We start from the raw sequence: 17,136 nt of genomic DNA, 5'->3' as shown, positions 1-17,136 counted from the left end.
GGGTTCCAGCCCCGTCGAGTGCGGACGTTGCGTCAGTGGCTGGTGGTGCGGCCGAAGTGGAACTTGGCCGTCGCCGGGCTCGCGGGCCAACGGCTGGTGACGACCTTGCCGCGCGTGTAGAACCGCACCGACTCCGGGCCGTAGATGTGGCTCTCGCCGAACAGCGAGTTCTTCCAGCCACCGAACGAGTGCCATCCGACCGGCACGGGGATCGGCACGTTGATGCCGATCATGCCGACGTTCACGCCGCGCTGGAACGTGCGGGCCGCGTCCCCGGACGACGTGAAGATCGCGGTCCCGTTGCCGTACGGGTTGGCGTTGACCAGGTCGATCGCCTCTGCCAGGTCCGCCGCACGGATCACGACGAGCACCGGCCCGAAGATCTCCTCGGCGTACGCGCGCATGTCCGTCGTGACGCCGTCGAGGATGGTGGGGCCGACGAAGAACCCGTCCTCGTGCCCGGCCACCGTGTGACCCCGACCGTCCACCGGTGCCGAGGCCCCGCTGTCGACCGCGTCCGTGACGATCTCCTCGATGCGCAGCTGCGAGGCGCGCGTGATGACCGGGCCCATGTCGGAGTCCGGGTCGTTGCCGGGCGCCACGCGGACCCTCTGCGCTGCGGCGGTGAGGCGCTCCAGCAGGGCGTCGGCGACGTCGTCGACGACCACGGCGACCGAGATCGCCATGCACCGCTCACCGGCCGCCCCGAACGCCGCACCGGTCAGGTGCGTGGCCGCGAGGTCCAGGTCCGCGTCGGCGAGGACGACCGCGTGGTTCTTCGCACCGCCGAGGGCCTGCACCCGCTTGCCGTGGGCTGTCGCCGTGGCGTGCACGTGCTGCGCGATCGGCGTCGACCCGACGAACGACACCGCGGCGATGTCCGGGTGCGTGAGCAGCGCGTCGACGGCCACCCGGTCGCCCTGCACCACGGAGAACACCCCGTCGGGAAGCCCGGCCGCCTTCCACATCTTCGCCAGGAACAGGCTTGCCGACGGGTCCCGCTCCGACGGCTTGAGGACGAACGCGTTGCCCGTCGCGATCGCCATCGGCGCCATCCACAGCGGCACCATGGCAGGGAAGTTGAACGGGGTGATCCCGGCGACCACGCCCAGCGGCTCGCGGAACGAGAACACGTCCACGCCCATGGCCGCCTGGTCGGTGTACTCGCCCTTGAGCAGCTGCGGCATGCCGCACGCGTACTCGATGACCTCGAGCCCGCGGGCGATCTCCCCGTGCGAGTCCGCCAGCACCTTGCCGTGCTCCGCCGTGATGATCGCGGCCAGCTCGTCGGTGTGCTGCACGATCTGCTCCCGCAGCGCGAACAGCACCGCGGTCCGCTTGGCGACGGGCTCCTGCGACCAGCTCTCCGCCGCGACGACCGCCGCCGCGACAGCCGCGTCGACGTCGGCCTGCTCCGCGAGGAGCACCCGGCCGGTCACCTGCCCGGTCGCCGGATCGAACACGTCCTGCGTCCGCGACCCCTCGGGCGTCGTCACCTGCCCCCCGACGACGTGACCGATGAGCGGAGCGGTGTCGACGAGCGCGGACATCAGGGGCCCTCTTTTCGTGCGTGATCCGACGGCATTGCCGGACCGAGCCAATCTAAGTCCACCGTCAAGAACAACCAACGTCCGCAGATCCGGTCGTGGGGACGCACGAATCCGCGGACGTCGTGCTCAGATCGTCGACTCGAGGGCGTCGACAAGCGATCTCGCGTGGCGCAGCATGCTGGTGACGGTGTCGTCCGTCAGATAGGTCGTGCCGTAGTGGGCGTTCGCCTTGTGGTCGAGCACCCGACGCAGGTGCGTCGCCAGCGCCCGCCCGTCCGGCTGGGTGGCCTCCAGGACGGAGACGGCCTGCGCGTGGTCCTGACCCTGGGGTGCAGAGCCGGTGCGCGACCCGCAGATCGCGTCCGACGCCGCGATGGCGGCCAGAACCGCGAGCCCGCCGGCGACCTGGCGGGACGGCGCCTCGTCCGGTTCCTCGTCGTGGACGAGCTCACCGATCTCGAGGTACTTGCGGGCCGTCGCCGCACGCGTGCGGATGTCCGTCGCTGACATGGTGCGCAGGCGCGCGCCGCCGCGCGGGCTCACCGGCGCGGTCCGGTCAGGTGCGCCTTGATGTCGGGCCCGACCAAGCGCTTGGCGTCGTCGAGGAATGACGCCACGATCGGATCGTCCGCCTCACGCGCTGTTGCGAGCAAGGCCGGCGTGGTCAGGTACACCTGCACCAGCTGACCGGTCCAGTCGCGTCCGTGTCGGTCCAGCTGGTCCGTGAACGCGTGAGCCCGCTCGTCGACGTCTGGCACGACGACCAGAAGATCCAGGTCCGAACCGAGCTCTGCCTCACCGCGTGCGACCGACCCGAACACGGCGACCGTCACGTCGTCGCTGGATCCGGGCCCGAAGGAGGATCTGATCAGCGCCTGCAGACGGGTCGCGAGCTGGTTCCACGGATCGAGTGCTCGGAACGCGGCGTCGACGGCCGGGTAGGTCAGGTGCTCGTGGTTGAGGTCGTAGAGGACGGAGCCTCCGACGGGAGTCGCGGTCACGATGCCGTGCTCGACGAGCCTCGCCAACGCGTAGCGGACCCCTCGATCGGTCCCCGTACCTGTGACCCGATGCACCTGCGCGCCCGTGAGGTGCGTGCCCGCGCGCCACAGCGCGCGAAGGACCGGGGCCTCCAGACCGCTGCCGAACGCCCGCTCCGGGTAGTTCCAGTCCACGTCGCCTCGCAACATAGTACCGATGGTGGAAGAATCTTTCCACCATCGGCAATATGTTGCAACCTCAGTCGCGGGCTGTCAGGACCAGGGGGCCGTCCGGGGTGATCGCGACCGTGTGCTCTGCGTGGGCGGCCAGCGAGCCGTCGGCGGTGCGGATGGTCCAGCCGTCGGCGTCGATCGTGTAGTCGTCGCCGCCCGCCATGAACCACGGCTCGATCGCGATGACGAGGCCGGCCTTGAGCTTCAGCCCGGTGCCGGGGCGGCCGAGGTTGGGGACGTGCGGGTCCTCGTGCATGGTCCGACCGACGCCGTGGCCGCCGAAGTCGGCGTTGATCCCGTACCCGCCGGCGCGACCGACGGTGCCGATGGCCGACGAGATGTCGCCCATCCGGGCGCCGGGGCGTGCCTGGACGATCCCGGCGGCGAGGGCGCGCTCGGTCGTCTCGATGAGCGCCGTGACCTCAGGTGACTGGGTGCCGATCTGGAAGGTCAGCGCCGAGTCGGCCACCCACCCCTGCACCTGGGCGGCGAAGTCGATGCTCAGCACGTCGCCGTCGACGAGCACGTAGTCGGACGGCAGGCCATGCAGGGCGGCATCGTTCACCGACGTGCACAGCACGCCCGGGTACGGCATCGCGCCGAACGACGGGTGGTAGCCCAGGTAGACCGAGTGCGCGCCGGCCGCGTCGATCATCTGGTGCGCGTGCGCGTCCAGCTGCGTGAGCGTCATCCCCTCGCGGGCGACGTCACGCAAGGAGGAGAGCACTCCCGCGACGAACTTCCCGGCGGGGCGCATCTGGGTGATCTGAGCAGGGTTCTTGAGGGCCACCCACAGAGCCTGCCACGAGATGGGCAGGCAACAGCCCGTGGGCCAGGCCTCCGAGGAGGCCCTGCCGCGAAGGACGAGGTCGCGGCTCCCACGGGCTGCGGTGACTGCCATGGATTCGCTCGCCGGTCCGGGTGGGCCTGCGGGCGGATCGTCTGTGCAATCCGTCCGAGTACTTTCGGGCGACTAGCGGACAGTCACCTCACGCGTCCTGGAATAGAACATGTCCTGGACCACCTCCTTCCCGTGTCCGACGACCGTACGTCCGGCTCGGCCGAGGCGCCAAGGGGTTTTTCCGAGAGCGTGTTTCGTCGCAAATGCTCAAGTTCACCCCGCCGGGTGCCGATGCTGGGGGGCGACGCCGGCACTGTCGCGATGAAGGGAGGTGGCGTTGCCCGCTCCATCCTTCGGGATCGCACCCCCTGGCTGGTACACCGACCCCAGCAACCCGGGCCGTCAGCGCTGGTTCGACGGGGCACGGTGGACCGACCGCGTCCAGCCGACGCCCGCGCCGACACCCGTCGTCCCCGCGCCGCCATCCGTCGTCGTCCCACCACCGCCACCCGCCGCACCCGTCGCCGAGCCGGCCGACACCCCCCACTTCGGCGCGCCGACACCTCACGACGCGCACCACGACGGCGGCAAGCACGCGCCCGTCAGGAACACCCCGGCGCGGGTCGCGCTCGTGGTCGCGATCCTCTCGGTGCTCGGTGTGCCCGTCGCGGCGGTCGTGGGGATCGTCCTGGCAGTCGTCGGGCTGAGGCGGGCCACGGCGCTGGAGTCCGCCGGTGGTCAGCCGGTGGGTCGCACGCGAGCGCGGTGGGCGCTGGGGCTGTCGATCGTCGGCGTGGTCATCGGCGCGGTCCTGGTGACCGTTGTCGTCCGCGCGGCTCTCTCGGGCGACGACGGACAGGGTGCGGTCGAGCCGACGGGTCTCATCGACACCCTCGCCATCGAGTCGGGCATCTCCGCCGGGATCGCCGAGAAGACCGGTGTCGCGACGACCGTGCAGTGCCCCGAGCAGCTGGTCGCGGGCAAGGTGACGTCGTTCCAGTGCGTCGCCGTCGACCCCGACGGTGTCCGGACGACCGTCTACGTCCAGATCGTCGACGAGGCCGGGAACTGGACCTGGGAGCTCGGCTGACGGTCAGCGCGACCGCGACTGCATCCACTCCGCGAACGTCAGCCGCCCGGTCGCGTGCGCGGGCGTCAGGTGGTGCCCGTGGCGGAACCCGCTCAGCGGCCCGGGGAACGGCACGGTCCACACCGGTCGACGCCGACCCCGCGCCGCGAGGTACGTCCGCATGAGCTCGGTGGTGGTGAGCACCTGCGGGCCGCCCAGGTCCTCGACCCTGCCGGACGGGCCTGCGGCGACGAGCTGGGCCAGACGGGACGCCACCTCGCGCACGTCGACGGGCTGGTCGCTCATCCCCGCCGGCGCCAGAGCGACCGGTCCGCGCGAGAGGTAGTCCAGGAGGGTCGCGACGAAGTCGTGGAACTGCGTGGCGCGCAGGATCGTCCACGGCACGCCGCCGTCCTCGACGATCTCCTCCACCCGGTGCTTCGCCTTGTAGTACGCGAACGGGACGCGGTCGACACCGACGATCGACACGTACACGAGGTGCGGGACCCCGGCCGCGCGGGCGGCGAGCAGCAGCTGCACCGCGGCGTCGAGGTCGTCGTCGGGCCTGCGCGGGTCGCTCGCGCAGTGCACCACCGCGCTCACCCCGGTCACCGCCTCGGACAGCCCGTCGCCGGTGAGCAGGTTGCCGACCGCCCACTGCGCCTCGGGCGGCGCCGCGGGAGAGCGGTCGCGACGGCTGAGCACGCGGACGGGGACCCCGGCGTCGAGGAGCGTGTGGACGAGGGCTCGGCCCAGGGTCCCGGTCCCACCGGTCACCAGCACAGGGCGTACGTCGTCAACCATGCGGGACATCCTGGCGCACAGCTCGGGGTGCCGACGAGCCCCTTGCCGGACGCGACGCAGCCCGGACCGGATGGGCGGCCCGGGCTGCGTCGGTCACTGGCTGGTCAGTGCACGACCAGGAACTGCGTGTACGCCGGCACGGTGAGGAACGTCGGGAAGTCCTCGGCCAGCGCGACCTGCCGGAACAGGTCCGCCGCGTCGTCGTACCGGTCGTCGGCCGTTCGCGGGAGGTCGGCCAGCACCTCCGTGAGCACCTGCTCGACCCGCGCGGCGTCGATGCGGGTGCCCTCGGCGGTCACGACGCCCTGGTGGACCCACTGCCACACCTGCGACCGCGAGATCTCGGCCGTCGCGGCGTCCTCCATCAGGTGGTCGATGGCGACGGCGCCGATGCCCCGCAGCCATGCCTCGAGGTACCGGACCCCCACGGACACGTTGCCGCGCAGCCCACCGTCGGTGACGGCTCCGGGCTCACCGCCGCCGGCGGACGGGATGTCGAGCAGCTGCGCCGCGGTGACGTGGACGTCCTCACGCAGGCGGTGCCGCTGGTCGATGCGGTCGCCGAGGGCCTCGTCGAACACCTCCCGGGCGACGGGCACGAGGTCGGGGTGAGCCACCCAGGTGCCGTCGTACCCCTGCCCTGCCTCGCGCTGCTTGTCGGCCCTGACCTGCGCCAACGCCTTGTCGGTGACCTCCGGGTCGCGGCGGTCGGGGATGAACGCACTCATGCCGCCGATGGCCTGCGCGCCCCGCTTGTGGCAGGTGGCGACGAGCAGCTCGGTGTACGCCTTCATGAACGGGACCGTCATCGTGACGCTGCCGCGGTCCGGCAGGACGAACCGAGGTCCGCGAGCGCGGAAGTTCTTGATGACGCTGAAGATGTAGTCCCAGCGGCCGGCGTTCAGGCCGGCGCAGTGGTCGCGCAGCTCGTAGAGGATCTCCTCCATCTCGAACGCGGCCGTGATGGTCTCGATGAGGACCGTCGCGCGGATGGTGCCGTACCGCAGGCCCAGGTAGGTCTCGGTGAACCGGAAGATCTCGTCCCAGAGGCGTGCCTCCAGGTGTCCCTCCAGCTTGGGCAGGTAGAGGTACGGCCCGCGGCCGGAGTCGATGAGGGCCTGCGCGTTGTGGAACAGGTACAGGCCGGCGTCGACGAGGCTCGCGGACGCCGCGCAGATCTGGCCCGCGCGGTCCGTGAACTCCAGGTGCTTCTCCGTCAGGTGCCAGCCGCGCGGGCGGAACACGATGGTCGGGGTCACCGAACCGACCGTGTACTCCTTGCCCTCCGGGGACGTGAAGTCGATCTGCCCACGGATGGCGTCGAACAGCGAGTGCTGCCCGCCGATGACGTTGGTCCACGTCGGGCTGGTGGCGTCCTCCATGTCCGCCAGCCAGACCTTCGCGCCGCTGTTCAGCGCGTTGATCGTCATCTTGCGGTCGGTGGGGCCGGTGATCTCGACGCGGCGGTCCTCCAGGCCCGGTCCGGGGCCGGCCACGCGCCAGCCCGAGTCCGCCCGGATGCCCGCCGTCAGGGGCAGGAAGTCGGGGTCGGCGCCGTTGGAGAACCGCGTGCGGCGGTGCTGGCGGCCCAGCAGCAGGTCGTGGCGTCGGCCGGAGAACCGGACGTGCAGGTCGGTGAGGAAGTCGATCGCCTCGGAGGTGAGGATCTGGTCGGTCCCGGCGACGTCGGGTCCGGTGATCTCCAGCCGAGGTCGGGTGGTCGGCGGTGTGATGGTGATGGTCATGGCGGGTGCTCCTGGTTCTGGGGCCGCCGAGCTCGGTGGTTCCGGTCGAGCTCGGTAGGTGCAGCTACCGAGCTCGACGCGGAGCACCGAGCTCGCGGGAGGTCAGTGGGTGAACTGGGCGGTTTCCGTCGAGCCGGCGAGCGCGAGGGTGGCGCTCTCGGGACTGATCGCGGTGGCGACGCGGTCGAAGTAGCCGGTGCCGACCTCGCGCTGGTGACGCGTGGCGGTGTAGCCGTCGGACTCGGAGGCGATCTCGGCCTCCTGCAGCTCGACGTACGCGCTCATGCCGCGCTCGGCGTAGCCGCGGGCGAGGTCGAACATCGAGTGGTTGAGGGCGTGGAACCCGGCCAGGGTGATGAACTGGAACACGTACCCGTGGCCGGCCAGCTCCCGCTGGAACCGCGCGATCTGCAGGTCGTCCAGCTGCGAGCGCCAGTGGAACGACGGCGAGCAGTTGTAGGCGAGCAGCTTGCCGGGGAACCTGTCGTGGATCCGCTCCGCGAACTCGATCGCGGCGGCGACGTCGGGGGTCGACGTCTCCACCCAGATCAGGTCGGAGTGCGGCGCGTACGCCTCGGCGCGGGCGACGACGGGGTCGAGGCCCGGGCGCACCCGGTAGTAACCCTCGGCGGTCCGCTCACCGGTGAGGAACGGCTCGTCGCGGGGGTCGATGTCCGACGTCAGCAGGTCCGCGCCGAGCGCGTCGGTGCGGGCGACGATGACCGTCGGCACCCCGGCGACGTCGGCCGCGAGCCGCGCGGCGGACAGGGTTCGCACGTGCTGCGACGTCGGGACGAGCACCTTGCCGCCCAGGTGGCCGCACTTCTTCTCGGCCGCGAGCTGGTCCTCCCAGTGCACGCCCGCCGCGCCCGCGGAGATCATCGAGTGCATGAGCTCGTAGGCGTTCAGGGGCCCACCGAACCCGGCCTCGGCGTCGGCGACGATCGGCGCGAGCCACTCGCGGGACCGGCGACCGGTCTCGGCGAACTCGATCTGGTCGGCGCGCAGGAGCGCGTTGTTGATCCGACGCACCACCGCGGGCACCGAGTTCACCGGGTACAGCGACTGGTCCGGGTACGTCTGGCCGGACAGGTTGGCGTCGGCGGCCACCTGCCAGCCGGACAGGTAGATCGCCTCGAGTCCCGCGCGGACCTGCTGCACGGCCTGGTTGCCGGTCAGTGCCCCCAGTGCCGGCACCAGGGTGCGCGAGTGCAGGAGCTCCCAGAGCCGCTCGGCGCCGCGCTGGGCGAGCGTGCTCTCCTCGCGGACCGACCCCCGGAGGGCGACGACGTCCTCGGCGGTGTGGGTGCGGCGGATGCCGGCCCAGCGCGCGTCGAGGTCCCAGCTCGCCGCGAGCTCGGCCGCGGTCTCGGTCTGGTCGCCGTGCCTGTACGTGCTCATCGTGTCCTCCGTCATTGGGGCGTTCTTCTCGGCCCTTCGGCCTGACCTCCACGTTCCCTGGTGTTCGGCGGTTCTTCTCACACACAGTCCGCAGAAGATCGGCAATCCTTCTCCTGGACAGAAGCGCAGGCTCGGGCGATGGTGGACGGCATGACGACGACGGCCAACGGTGGCCTGGACACGCTGGTGCTGGGACGACGGATCCGGCACCTGCGGACGGGCCGGAACATGACGCTCGACGACCTCGGTGCTGCGATCGGTCGCGCACCCTCGCAGGTCTCGATGCTGGAGAACGGTCACCGCGAGCCCAAGCTCTCGCTGCTCGCGCAGGTGGCGGAGGCGCTGGACGTCCCGCTGTCCGAGCTGCTGCGCACCGAGCCGCCGACGCGGCGGGCGGCGCTGGAGGTCGAGCTGGAGCGTGCGCAGCGGGGACCGCTCTTTGCGTCGCTCGGCGTCTCACCCGTGAAGGTCGGTCGGTCCCTGCCTGCCGACGCGCTCGAGGCACTGGTCCGTCTGCAGGCCGAGATCCAGCGCCTGCTCATGGAGAACGCCGCGACCCCGGAGGAGGCCCGCCGAGCCAACGCCGAGCTGCGGATCCGGATGCGCGCGCAGGACAACTACTTCCCGGAGCTGGAGGCGCACGCCCGCACGCTGCTCACCGCGATCGACCACCCCGGCGGTCCGCTCTCGCAGAGAGCCACCGCGGACATCGCCGCCCATCTCGGATTCAGCCTCCACTACGTGCCCGACCTGCCGCACTCCACCCGGTCCGTCACCGACCTCGCGCACGGCCGCATCTACCTGCCCCAGGGCAACCCCGGCACCAGCGACGCCCGCTCGCCGCTGCTCCAGGCCATCGCGAGCCACGTGCTCGGCCACGCGGAGCCCAAGGACTACGGCGACTTCCTGCGCCAGCGCGTCGAGGCGAACTACCTGGCCGCCGCGATGATGCTGCCCGAGGACGGCGCCGTGCCGTTCCTCCAGGAGGCGAAGGCCGAGCGCCGGCTGTCGGTGGAGGACCTTCGCGACGCCTTCGCCGTGCCCTACGAGACGGCCGCGCACCGGTTCACCAACCTGGCGACGCGCCACCTGGGCATCCCCGTGCACTTCATGAAGGTCCACGAGGGCGGCACCCTGCACAAGGCGTACGAGAACGACGGCGTGAAGTTCCCCGCGGACCCGTTGGGCGCCATCGAGGGGCAGCCCGTCTGCCGACAGTGGACCGCCCGCGTGGTGTTCACCCTGCCCGACCGGTTCACGCCGTATTACCAGTACACCGACACGTCGTCCGGCACGTACTGGTGCACGTCCCGCGTGCAGCCGTCGTCGCAGGGGGCGTTCTCCGTGTCCGTCGGGGTGCCGTTCGCGCACGTCCGCTGGTTCCGCGGGCGCGAGACCACGGAGCGCGCGGCCTCGAAGTGCCCGGACCCGATGTGCTGCCGACAGCCCCCGACCGAGCTGGCCGAGCGCTGGTCCGACAAGTCCTGGCCCAGCGCCCGCCCGCACGCATCGCTGCTGGCCGCGCTGCCGGTCGGGGTGTTCCCCGGCGTGGACACCACCGAGGTCTACCGGTTCCTCGACCGGCACGCGCCGACGAGCTAGGTCGTGGTGTACGACCTCCGCAGTGCCACGGTGAACGCGACCGACGCGACCGCCATGAGGACGATCGGTGGCGCGGGCAGCAGCACCACCGCGGTGACCAGGTTCGCGAGCGACAGCGCGAGCATGAGAGCGAGCTGTGCCCGCTCGGGGGTTCAGCCGCCTCGCTCTGGTTCGGGGCTGCATCGACGGGGTGGTGCTCGACCAGCTGACCGGCCCGGCCGACCGCCGGATGTCCCGGGCCGACCTGCTCGTCGTCGCGACGGCGCTGGTCCGCGCCGCGCTCGACCCGACCTGAGCGGCGGTCGGGCGTCCCCGGCTACCCGGGTGGCTCCCAGCGCACCATCGCCGTCGCAGCGCGCGCGGACGCCGCGTCGGGCAGGAGCCGCAGGAGCAGGTCGCGTGTCGCGGCTGCCGGTGCCCAGCGCAGCTGCGCGACGCGACCGACGCTCCGCGCCCGGCTCGCGATCGACTGGGTGCGCGGGCGTCGCAGCCGGTCGTACTCGTGCAACGCGGCCCGCAGGTCGCCGCGATCGGCCAGGACGGTCATGGTCGCTGCGTCCTCGAGCGCCTGCCCACCGCCCTGGCCGACGTCCGGAGTCATGGCGTGCGCCGCGTCGCCGAGCAGCGCCACGCGCCCCTGCACGAACGTCGGCAGCCGGCGGTCGAGGTCGTGGATGTCGTGTCGCAGGACCGTGCCGGTCGCTGCCACCAGTGCGGGGATCGGCGCGTGCCAGTGGCCGAACCGGCGCGCGACCTCGGCGTGCTCGTCCGCGAACAGCGCGCCGGCGGGGAGGCTGGCGACGGCGAACCAGTACACCCGGCCGTCCCGCAGCGGCACGTACCCGAACCGCTCCCCGCGCCCCCACGTCTCGCCGGCCCCGCCCAGGATGTCGACCGGCGCGTCGGTGACCCCCCGCCACGCGGTGTACCCGGCGTACCGCGGGTCTGCGCCGCGCGCGAACGTGCCCCGGACCGCGCTGCGCAGCCCGTCGGCGCCGACGACGAGGTCCGCCGCCGTCCGCGCCCCTGACGCGTCGACGACGGTCCCGCGTGCGTGCTCGACCGCCGCCACCTCGACGCCGGTCCGCACGACACCCGCAGGCAGTGCGTCGAGCAGGACACGCTGGAGGTCGGCGCGGTGCACCACCGCCAGGTCGTCGACCGTCCCCTCGGGTATCCGCACCAGCCAGCGACCCGAAGGCTGGCGCTGACCGGTGCTGATCCCGGTGCCGACCGGCGCCGCGATCGCCCGGACCTCGTCCTCGAGGCCGAGCAGGCGGAGGGCGGTCAGCCCGTTGGCGAACAGGGAGATGCCCGCACCCAGCGCCGACAGATCCGGGCTGCGCTCCAGCACCGTCACCTCGTGACCGCGGCGGTGGAGACCCACCGCGACAGCGAGCCCGCCGATCCCTGCACCCACAACGGTGACCTGCATGGATACATCGTGTCAGGCGAGCGGGGGCCTCACGCCACTGCGGCGCGCTCCCGGCCGAGGTGTGCGAGGGCCGTCGCCAGACCGAACCGTGCGGCGAGCGCGTCGAGAGCCGTGAGGCCGGGCACGCCACGCTCGCTGTGCACGGCGACGAGCGCAGGGAGCAGGTCGTCGTGCGGCACCGGCACGGTCGCCTCCAGGAGCGTCTCGGTGCCGTCGGTCACCAGGTAGGACATCGCGGGCCCGAACTCGTCGGCCGGGGCCACCCGGAACCGGACCGACCCGACCTCGACGGGAGCCGGCAGCGGCTGACCGCCGACGTGTCCGATCTCCAGCAGGTCCCGGATCGCCTTGGCGCCGTCGGCGTCGAGCCCGGCCGACGCGTCGAGGGAGTCCAGGTCCGCGAGCACCACGCACGACTCGGTGGGCTCCACCGAGCCCGGGTGCCAGGACGCGTCGACCTCGAGCGCGAGGAAGCCCCCGCTCACCGAGAACGCGTCCCGGATCAGCGCCGCCCGCTCGTCGGCGGACAGGCCGCGCATGGGGTGACGGCGGGTGGTCCCCGCGGAACCGCACGAGCACGAGAGAGTGATCATGGGTCCAGGGTGCAACCGACCACTGACACGTCGGCGCCGCACACGCCGCGAACGCCGATCACCCGTCGTCCCCGAAGTGCCGCTCCCAGAACGCCTGGGCCTCCTCGGGCCGGCCCGCCTGGTCCAGCCACATCGCCGCGGCGCTGGCCGCGTGGTTGCTCACCTGCGTCGCTCCGGCGGCCCGGGCACGCAACGCGACGTCGTCCAGCAGCGCGAGACCGTCGACGTCCCGGCCGAGCTCGAGCAGCGCGACGCCCCGCAGGCTCTCGGCGTCTAGGGCTCGGGCGCCGTCGCCGAGCGCTGCCCACGTGGCCGGCAGGTCGTCGAGGGCGTCGAGCGCGCGCTGGTGCTCACCCGCGTGCTCCAGGAGCTGCGCGGACAGCGTGCGGAGGGTGGCGTCCTCCCACGGGAAGTCCCAGGTGGCCAGGTCTCCCGCGGAGGACGGGTCGGCGAGGACGCGGGCGTGCGCCGACTCGTTGGCGCTGCGGGCGTCCTCGAGGTCCGCGAGCGCGGCGTCCAGCCCGTCGGCGTCGAACCGCGCCCAGATGCGGTCGCGCCGGACGACGAGCGCCGCGGCGTCCTGCCCGCTGCCGAGGGCCGCGGCGAGCGCCTCGGCGTACAGGCGGGTCGCCTCGACCGCGTCCGCCGACTCCCGCAGGCCGGCGAGGCGGTGCAGGGCGTGGCACGCGTGCGCGGCGGTCCCGTCGGTGCCGGTCGCGAGCTCGACCGCCTCGCGCGCGAGGGCCTCGGCACGGTCGGGCTCGTCCATCGCCGACGACAGGCGGGAGGCGAGGTCCAGCAGGCTCAGGCGCTGCTCGGTCCGGTACGCGCGCTGCCGCCGCGGCACGACCCCCGCGCGCGGCGTGATCCCGAGGGTCGACTCGGCCAGCTCGATCGCCTCGAGCTCGCGGCCCCGCTGGGCCATGACGAGCGCGACGAAGGTCCGGCAGTCGATGGCGATGTCGGCGAGGTCCTCGTCCAGGGCCGCCGCCGCGACGGACATCGCGTGGGCCTCGGCGCGCTCGTGCTCACCCGACGCGACGAGCGCCCGGGCGCGTGCCGCCTCGACGTGGAGGGCGAGCGCGGGTGCACCGGCCGCTCGCGCGACCGCAGCCGCCTCGTCGAGCAGCGCGAACGCGCCGGGGAGGTCGCCGGAGCTCGCGGCGGCGCCGGACCGGCCGCCGAGGACCTGGACCCGCACCTCAGGCTCCTCACCGTCCGCGACCGTCTCGAGGACGGGGCCGTCCGGCGCGGTCGCGAGGCGCAGGCGCGCGACGAGCCCGCGGTCGTGCGGGGTGAGCTCACCGAGCGTGGCCAGCACGTCCAGGGCCTCGGTGCGGAGCCGGGTGGCGAGCTCGTCGGGCGCGTCCACGGCCAACCGGGAGCGGGCCAGGGCTCGCTGGCTGCCCGTCCCCGTGGCCTCCACCGCGGCGAGCACCGCGGGAGCGTCGGTCGGCAGACCCGCACGCAGGTCGCCCAGGAGCTCGACGAGGACCGCCTCGGCCTCGTCGCCGAGGTCCCGGTAGAGCTGCGCGGCACTGCGCGTGAGTGCCGGCTCCGGGTCGATCGAGCTCCACGCGCAGAACGCGTCGAGGTCGGCGCGCGCCCGCACCACGGGCAGGTCGGCCTCGCGGCGCGTGACCCAGTGCGCGGCCAGCCGGTCCCAGGTCGGGCGGTGCGCGACGCGCTGCGCGAGGTCGGCGAGGTCGGCCAGCGCGGTGAGGTCCAGGGCGTCCAGGTCGACGTCCTCCTGGAGGGCGGGATGAGACGGCACCCGCGGCAGGTCGAGCTGCGGCGTCGTCGCACGGTCGGGATGGGTCGTGCCGAGCGGGAGGGCCGGCAGGTCGGGCGCCGTGATCCAGGCCCGGACCCGGTCGCCCACGACCGTCGTGCCGTTCCGCTCGTCGAACCGTTGCGCGGTGGTGAGCGCCTGCGTCTCGACGCGCGCGAGGAGGTCGACCGCGCGCTCGGGCGCCCGGCCGCGCCCGTGGACGAGCCGGTCACCGTCGCCCGAGGCCACCACGGTGCGCAGCAGCCGCGTCGCCGCGGCGGCGAGCTGCATCCCGGTCATCGGCGACGACGGACGGTCCAGCGCGTCGAGCTGTTCCGCCAGCACCTCCAGCCCGCGGCAGACGTTGCCGGTGCGGCCCAGGACCTCCAGGTGCCGCGCCACCGCGCCCGTCTCCCCGGGGTTGCGACGGCTCGCGCGGTAGGCGCTGCGGTGCGACGCGGCGGCCGTCTCGACGTCACCGAGCTCGACGATCGACGCCAGCGCCATGCTGACGGCGCGCTGCGGCTGCTCGGAGCACCCGACCTCGCCGCGCACCACGGGACCGAGCTCGTCGACGACCTCCTCGTGCCGGCCCAGCTCGGCCAGGTGGGAGATCCGCTGGTCCGGCTCGCAGCCTTCGCAGTCGGACAGCCGCGTCCGGGGCGCCCGGCGCCACGCGAGGTACTGCTCCTGCGACGCGGCGGCGCCGTGCACGTGCGCGTGCAGGACGTAGGCGCAGCTGAGCACGGGAGCGAGCCCCTCACCTGCAGCGGCGTACCGGTCACGCATCCCGTCGAGCACCGTCTCCAGCTGGTCCAGCGAGATCTCCGGGTGGTCGAGGAGGTCGACCACCATCCACTTGTGCAGCCACAGGACCCGGTAGCGGTCGTGGTCCGTGAGCCAGTCGGGCTCGGCGTCGTAGCACTGGACGAGGAACGCGAACGGGGCGAACATCCGGTGCTTCGCGGTCGCGTAGAAGAACGACTCGACGAGCTCCAGCCTCGCCCGGAACCGCATCTCGTCGTCGGCGGAGGCGTCGGCGACGCGGACGAGCTCCTCCGCGGCGGCGGTCCGCTCGAACCGGGGGGTGAGGGTCACCTGGTCCAGCAGCTGCTGCACCTCGGCTCGGGTCACGGTCACGCGAGGGTCCCTCCGGGTTCGTCGACCGCACGGTCGAGCAACGTGTTGAACGAGCGGTCGATCAGGGCGGTGTCGACGGGGCGGAGCCGTCGGCCGGCGGCGAGCAGCGCCCGCCCGTACAGGGACTCGGCGGCGACCTGCCGCAGCGCGACGTCCTGCAGCACGAGGATCCGGCGCACGGTCGGGTTGGCGTCGTTGAGCAGGAGCCGGGGCCGGTCGCTGCCGCCGTCGTCGAACGCACCGAGCAGCGCGCTCCACACGTCGTCGGCCTCGGCGGCAGCGGCGCGCACCTCCCGGCGGTCGCGCCGCTCGCTCTCGTCGAGCAGCAGCGCGGGCAGCGACACGGGTGCGAACGTCCGCAGCTCGACGTCCACCTGGGCGCCGTCGAGCGCGTCGCGGACGTCCGCGAGCGCCGTGGCGACCTCCCGCAGCCGTTCGTCGGGCACGAGCCGGACGTGCCCGTCGATGTCCCCGGGCTGGACGACCTCCACGACGGCGGTCGGCTCGACGTCGACCAGCCGGCGCACGAGATCCAGGTCGAACGTGTAGCCACCGTTCACCACGGCGACGCCCTGCGCGGCCAGGACGGAGCCGACCTGGCGGAAGTCGTCGACGGTCGCCGCGACGCGCACCACGTCGGTGGTCCGCATCAGCTCCGGCAGCGTGCACCGGCCCTGGTTGGTCTCGAACGGCAGGAGCGGCAGCAGGATCCGGAGCATGTCGTCGTCCTGCAGCGCCATCGCCTTGACGGCCACCTGGTGGATGGCGAGGAACCGCTGCATGCGCTCGGGCTGCGTCGAGGCCATGCGCACCAGCCACGCGCGCACCTGGGCGCCGATCTCGGCGCGTGTGTGCTCGAGCAGGTCGTCGTCGAAGAGCGCTTCCCGGTTGGCCGTCGGACGCAGCAGCTGGGAGTCGACCGCGCACCGGACGAAGAACGCCCACTCCGGGACCAGGTCGGCCACCTGGTCGGACAGGAGCATGCCCTTGAGGTGCACGCGGTGTCGTCCCTGGCTGGCACTGGCCGCGCGGTGCCCACCGATCACGGCGACACCGTCGAGCCCGGCCTGCGGCACCCGTATCGGCAGCACGTGGAAGGGCGTACCACCGAGCTCGGCTGTCGCGAGGTCGACGCCCGCGGCTCGGCGACGCTCCGGGTCCTCGATCCGCCACGGTGGCGTCTGCAGGCTCGCCTCGACCTCGCCCGCAGCCGTGCGCACGACGACGCGGTGGGGCAGGTAGGAGCCGAAGTGCCGGGCCAGGTCGACGACGGAGACGCTGTCGAGCAGGTGCTCCGTGCCGCGCCGCGGGGCCAGCGTCACGCACGTGCCCGGCCCGTCGGCCAGCCAGTCCGCCCGCTCGTCGCCCGCGTCCAGGCCGTCCGGCAGCGTCGTCAGCTCGTACGTCCCGTCCGCGTGCCCGACCCACCGCACCCACGGCCCGTCGGCCCGTCGGGACACCACCTCGATGTCCTCGCTGACCATGAAACAGCTGAGCAGGCCGATGCCGAACTGCCCGAGCAGGTCCGAGCGCGCCAGACCCAGCTCGTCGCGCTTGCTCGACCGGCCGATGGTGGCGAGGAACGTGCGGACGTCGTCGGCGTCGAGGCCCACGCCGGAGTCCATCGCGTGCAGCCGGCCGTCGGGCGCGACGTCGGTCGGGACCAGCAGCAGCGCGGGCCGGTCGTCGGCCGCACCCCGCACCGTGACGGCGTCGACGGCGTTCTGCATCAGCTCGCGGACGTACACCCGCGGGCCGGAGTACAGGTGATGGCTCAGGAGGTCGACGATGCCGCGAAGGTCGACCTGGAAGGTGCTCTGGTCCTCACGCACGCGTGAACTGTAGGGCCGACGAGGTCATCTCAGGGCCAGAAGCTGGTGCACGAACGCGATCGCCATGCCCCCCCTCGCCCACACCGGAGACCACGCGCTTGACGCCGGCATCGTCGCAGACCCCCGCGTCCGCGCACCG

General features: G+C 72.9%; 14 protein-coding genes. 2 read left to right on the top strand and 12 right to left on the bottom strand.

Annotated features, from left to right (window positions below):
- Positions 1 to 32 precede the first annotated feature (32 nt).
- From ASD16_RS09460 to map, 4 genes are all read right to left on the bottom strand, one after another.
- On the bottom strand, positions 33 to 1,550 hold the full coding sequence (locus tag ASD16_RS09460) for a CoA-acylating methylmalonate-semialdehyde dehydrogenase (RefSeq protein WP_055916186.1): 1,518 nt from the start codon (positions 1,548 to 1,550) through the stop codon (positions 33 to 35).
- A 126-nt stretch (positions 1,551 to 1,676) separates the two neighbouring features.
- Positions 1,677 to 2,060, bottom strand: a complete 384-nt coding sequence (locus ASD16_RS09455) for a hypothetical protein (RefSeq protein WP_157453876.1) — start codon at positions 2,058 to 2,060, stop codon at positions 1,677 to 1,679.
- 29 nt (positions 2,061 to 2,089) lie between these two features.
- Positions 2,090 to 2,740, bottom strand: coding sequence for a nucleotidyltransferase domain-containing protein (locus ASD16_RS09450; RefSeq protein ID WP_082570742.1), 651 nt, complete (start codon positions 2,738 to 2,740; stop codon positions 2,090 to 2,092).
- 49 nt (positions 2,741 to 2,789) lie between these two features.
- Positions 2,790 to 3,554 (bottom strand): type I methionyl aminopeptidase, encoded by a 765-nt coding sequence (map, locus tag ASD16_RS09445; protein ID WP_082570741.1) that lies wholly within the window; start codon positions 3,552 to 3,554, stop codon positions 2,790 to 2,792.
- Positions 3,555 to 3,942: 388 nt separating this feature from the next.
- Between map and ASD16_RS09440 the strand changes: the two genes are divergently transcribed.
- Positions 3,943 to 4,695, top strand: coding sequence for a DUF2510 domain-containing protein (locus ASD16_RS09440; protein ID WP_162250293.1), 753 nt, complete (start codon positions 3,943 to 3,945; stop codon positions 4,693 to 4,695).
- A gap of 3 nt (positions 4,696 to 4,698) precedes the next feature.
- Here ASD16_RS09440 and ASD16_RS09435 read toward each other — a convergent pair whose 3' ends face one another.
- The 3 genes from ASD16_RS09435 to aceA form a co-directional block, all read right to left on the bottom strand.
- Positions 4,699 to 5,478 (bottom strand): SDR family oxidoreductase, encoded by a 780-nt coding sequence (locus ASD16_RS09435; protein WP_055916177.1) that lies wholly within the window; start codon positions 5,476 to 5,478, stop codon positions 4,699 to 4,701.
- 104 nt (positions 5,479 to 5,582) lie between these two features.
- A complete protein-coding gene (aceB, locus tag ASD16_RS09430; RefSeq protein ID WP_055916175.1) occupies positions 5,583 to 7,223 on the bottom strand; it encodes a malate synthase A in 1,641 nt (546 codons plus the stop codon).
- A gap of 102 nt (positions 7,224 to 7,325) precedes the next feature.
- Positions 7,326 to 8,624 carry an isocitrate lyase gene (aceA, locus tag ASD16_RS09425; RefSeq protein WP_082570841.1) on the bottom strand — a complete coding sequence of 433 codons (1,299 nt, stop codon included), beginning with the start codon at positions 8,622 to 8,624 and terminating at the stop codon, positions 7,326 to 7,328.
- 150 nt (positions 8,625 to 8,774) lie between these two features.
- Here aceA and ASD16_RS09420 point away from each other — a divergent pair, with 150 nt between their 5' ends.
- The gene (locus tag ASD16_RS09420) at positions 8,775 to 10,226 is read left to right on the top strand and encodes a helix-turn-helix transcriptional regulator (RefSeq protein WP_235523226.1); all 1,452 of its coding nucleotides are present in this window, start codon (positions 8,775 to 8,777) and stop codon (positions 10,224 to 10,226) included.
- Here ASD16_RS09420 and ASD16_RS22340 read toward each other — a convergent pair.
- The 5 genes from ASD16_RS22340 to ASD16_RS09400 form a co-directional block, all read right to left on the bottom strand.
- A complete protein-coding gene (locus tag ASD16_RS22340; protein WP_255356341.1) occupies positions 10,223 to 10,351 on the bottom strand; it encodes a hypothetical protein in 129 nt (42 codons plus the stop codon). The two genes, ASD16_RS09420 and ASD16_RS22340, sit on opposite strands and share 4 nt — an antisense overlap.
- Positions 10,352 to 10,542: 191 nt before the next feature.
- Entirely contained in the window at positions 10,543 to 11,661 is a 1,119-nt protein-coding gene (locus tag ASD16_RS09415; protein WP_055916170.1) for an FAD-dependent monooxygenase, read from the bottom strand.
- A 29-nt stretch (positions 11,662 to 11,690) separates the two neighbouring features.
- On the bottom strand, positions 11,691 to 12,254 hold the full coding sequence (locus tag ASD16_RS09410; RefSeq protein ID WP_157453875.1) for a hypothetical protein: 564 nt from the start codon (positions 12,252 to 12,254) through the stop codon (positions 11,691 to 11,693).
- Between the two features lie 58 nt (positions 12,255 to 12,312).
- Positions 12,313 to 15,165: a hypothetical protein gene (locus tag ASD16_RS09405; RefSeq protein WP_055916165.1), complete on the bottom strand. Its 2,853-nt coding sequence runs from the start codon at positions 15,163 to 15,165 to the stop codon at positions 12,313 to 12,315.
- Positions 15,162 to 16,997: an HSP90 family protein gene (locus tag ASD16_RS09400; protein WP_055916163.1), complete on the bottom strand. Its 1,836-nt coding sequence runs from the start codon at positions 16,995 to 16,997 to the stop codon at positions 15,162 to 15,164. The genes ASD16_RS09405 and ASD16_RS09400 overlap by 4 nt, the downstream gene beginning before the upstream one ends.
- Between the last annotated feature and the right edge of the window lie 139 nt (positions 16,998 to 17,136).

Origin of the sequence: Cellulomonas sp. Root485, assembly GCF_001426705.1 — a bacterium.
Taxonomy (GTDB): domain Bacteria; phylum Actinomycetota; class Actinomycetes; order Actinomycetales; family Cellulomonadaceae; genus Cellulomonas.
This window is presented reverse-complemented; position numbering and strand designations above follow the sequence as displayed.

Excerpts from the sequence above, each read along its gene's own strand:
- ASD16_RS09455 (WP_157453876.1), bottom strand. The coding sequence starts at position 2,060 with ATGTCAGCGACGGACATCCGCACGCGTGCGGCGACGGCCCGCAAGTAC.
- ASD16_RS09450 (WP_082570742.1), bottom strand. The coding sequence starts at position 2,740 with ATGTTGCGAGGCGACGTGGACTGGAACTACCCGGAGCGGGCGTTCGGC.
- ASD16_RS09415 (WP_055916170.1), bottom strand. The coding sequence starts at position 11,661 with ATGCAGGTCACCGTTGTGGGTGCAGGGATCGGCGGGCTCGCTGTCGCG.
- ASD16_RS22340 (WP_255356341.1), bottom strand. The coding sequence starts at position 10,351 with ATGCTCGCGCTGTCGCTCGCGAACCTGGTCACCGCGGTGGTGCTGCTG.
- ASD16_RS09460 (WP_055916186.1), bottom strand. The coding sequence starts at position 1,550 with ATGTCCGCGCTCGTCGACACCGCTCCGCTCATCGGTCACGTCGTCGGG.
- ASD16_RS09435 (WP_055916177.1), bottom strand. The coding sequence starts at position 5,478 with ATGGTTGACGACGTACGCCCTGTGCTGGTGACCGGTGGGACCGGGACC.
- ASD16_RS09410 (WP_157453875.1), bottom strand. The coding sequence starts at position 12,254 with ATGATCACTCTCTCGTGCTCGTGCGGTTCCGCGGGGACCACCCGCCGT.
- aceA (WP_082570841.1), bottom strand. The coding sequence starts at position 8,624 with ATGAGCACGTACAGGCACGGCGACCAGACCGAGACCGCGGCCGAGCTC.
- ASD16_RS09420 (WP_235523226.1), top strand. The coding sequence starts at position 8,775 with ATGACGACGACGGCCAACGGTGGCCTGGACACGCTGGTGCTGGGACGA.
- aceB (WP_055916175.1), bottom strand. The coding sequence starts at position 7,223 with ATGACCATCACCATCACACCGCCGACCACCCGACCTCGGCTGGAGATC.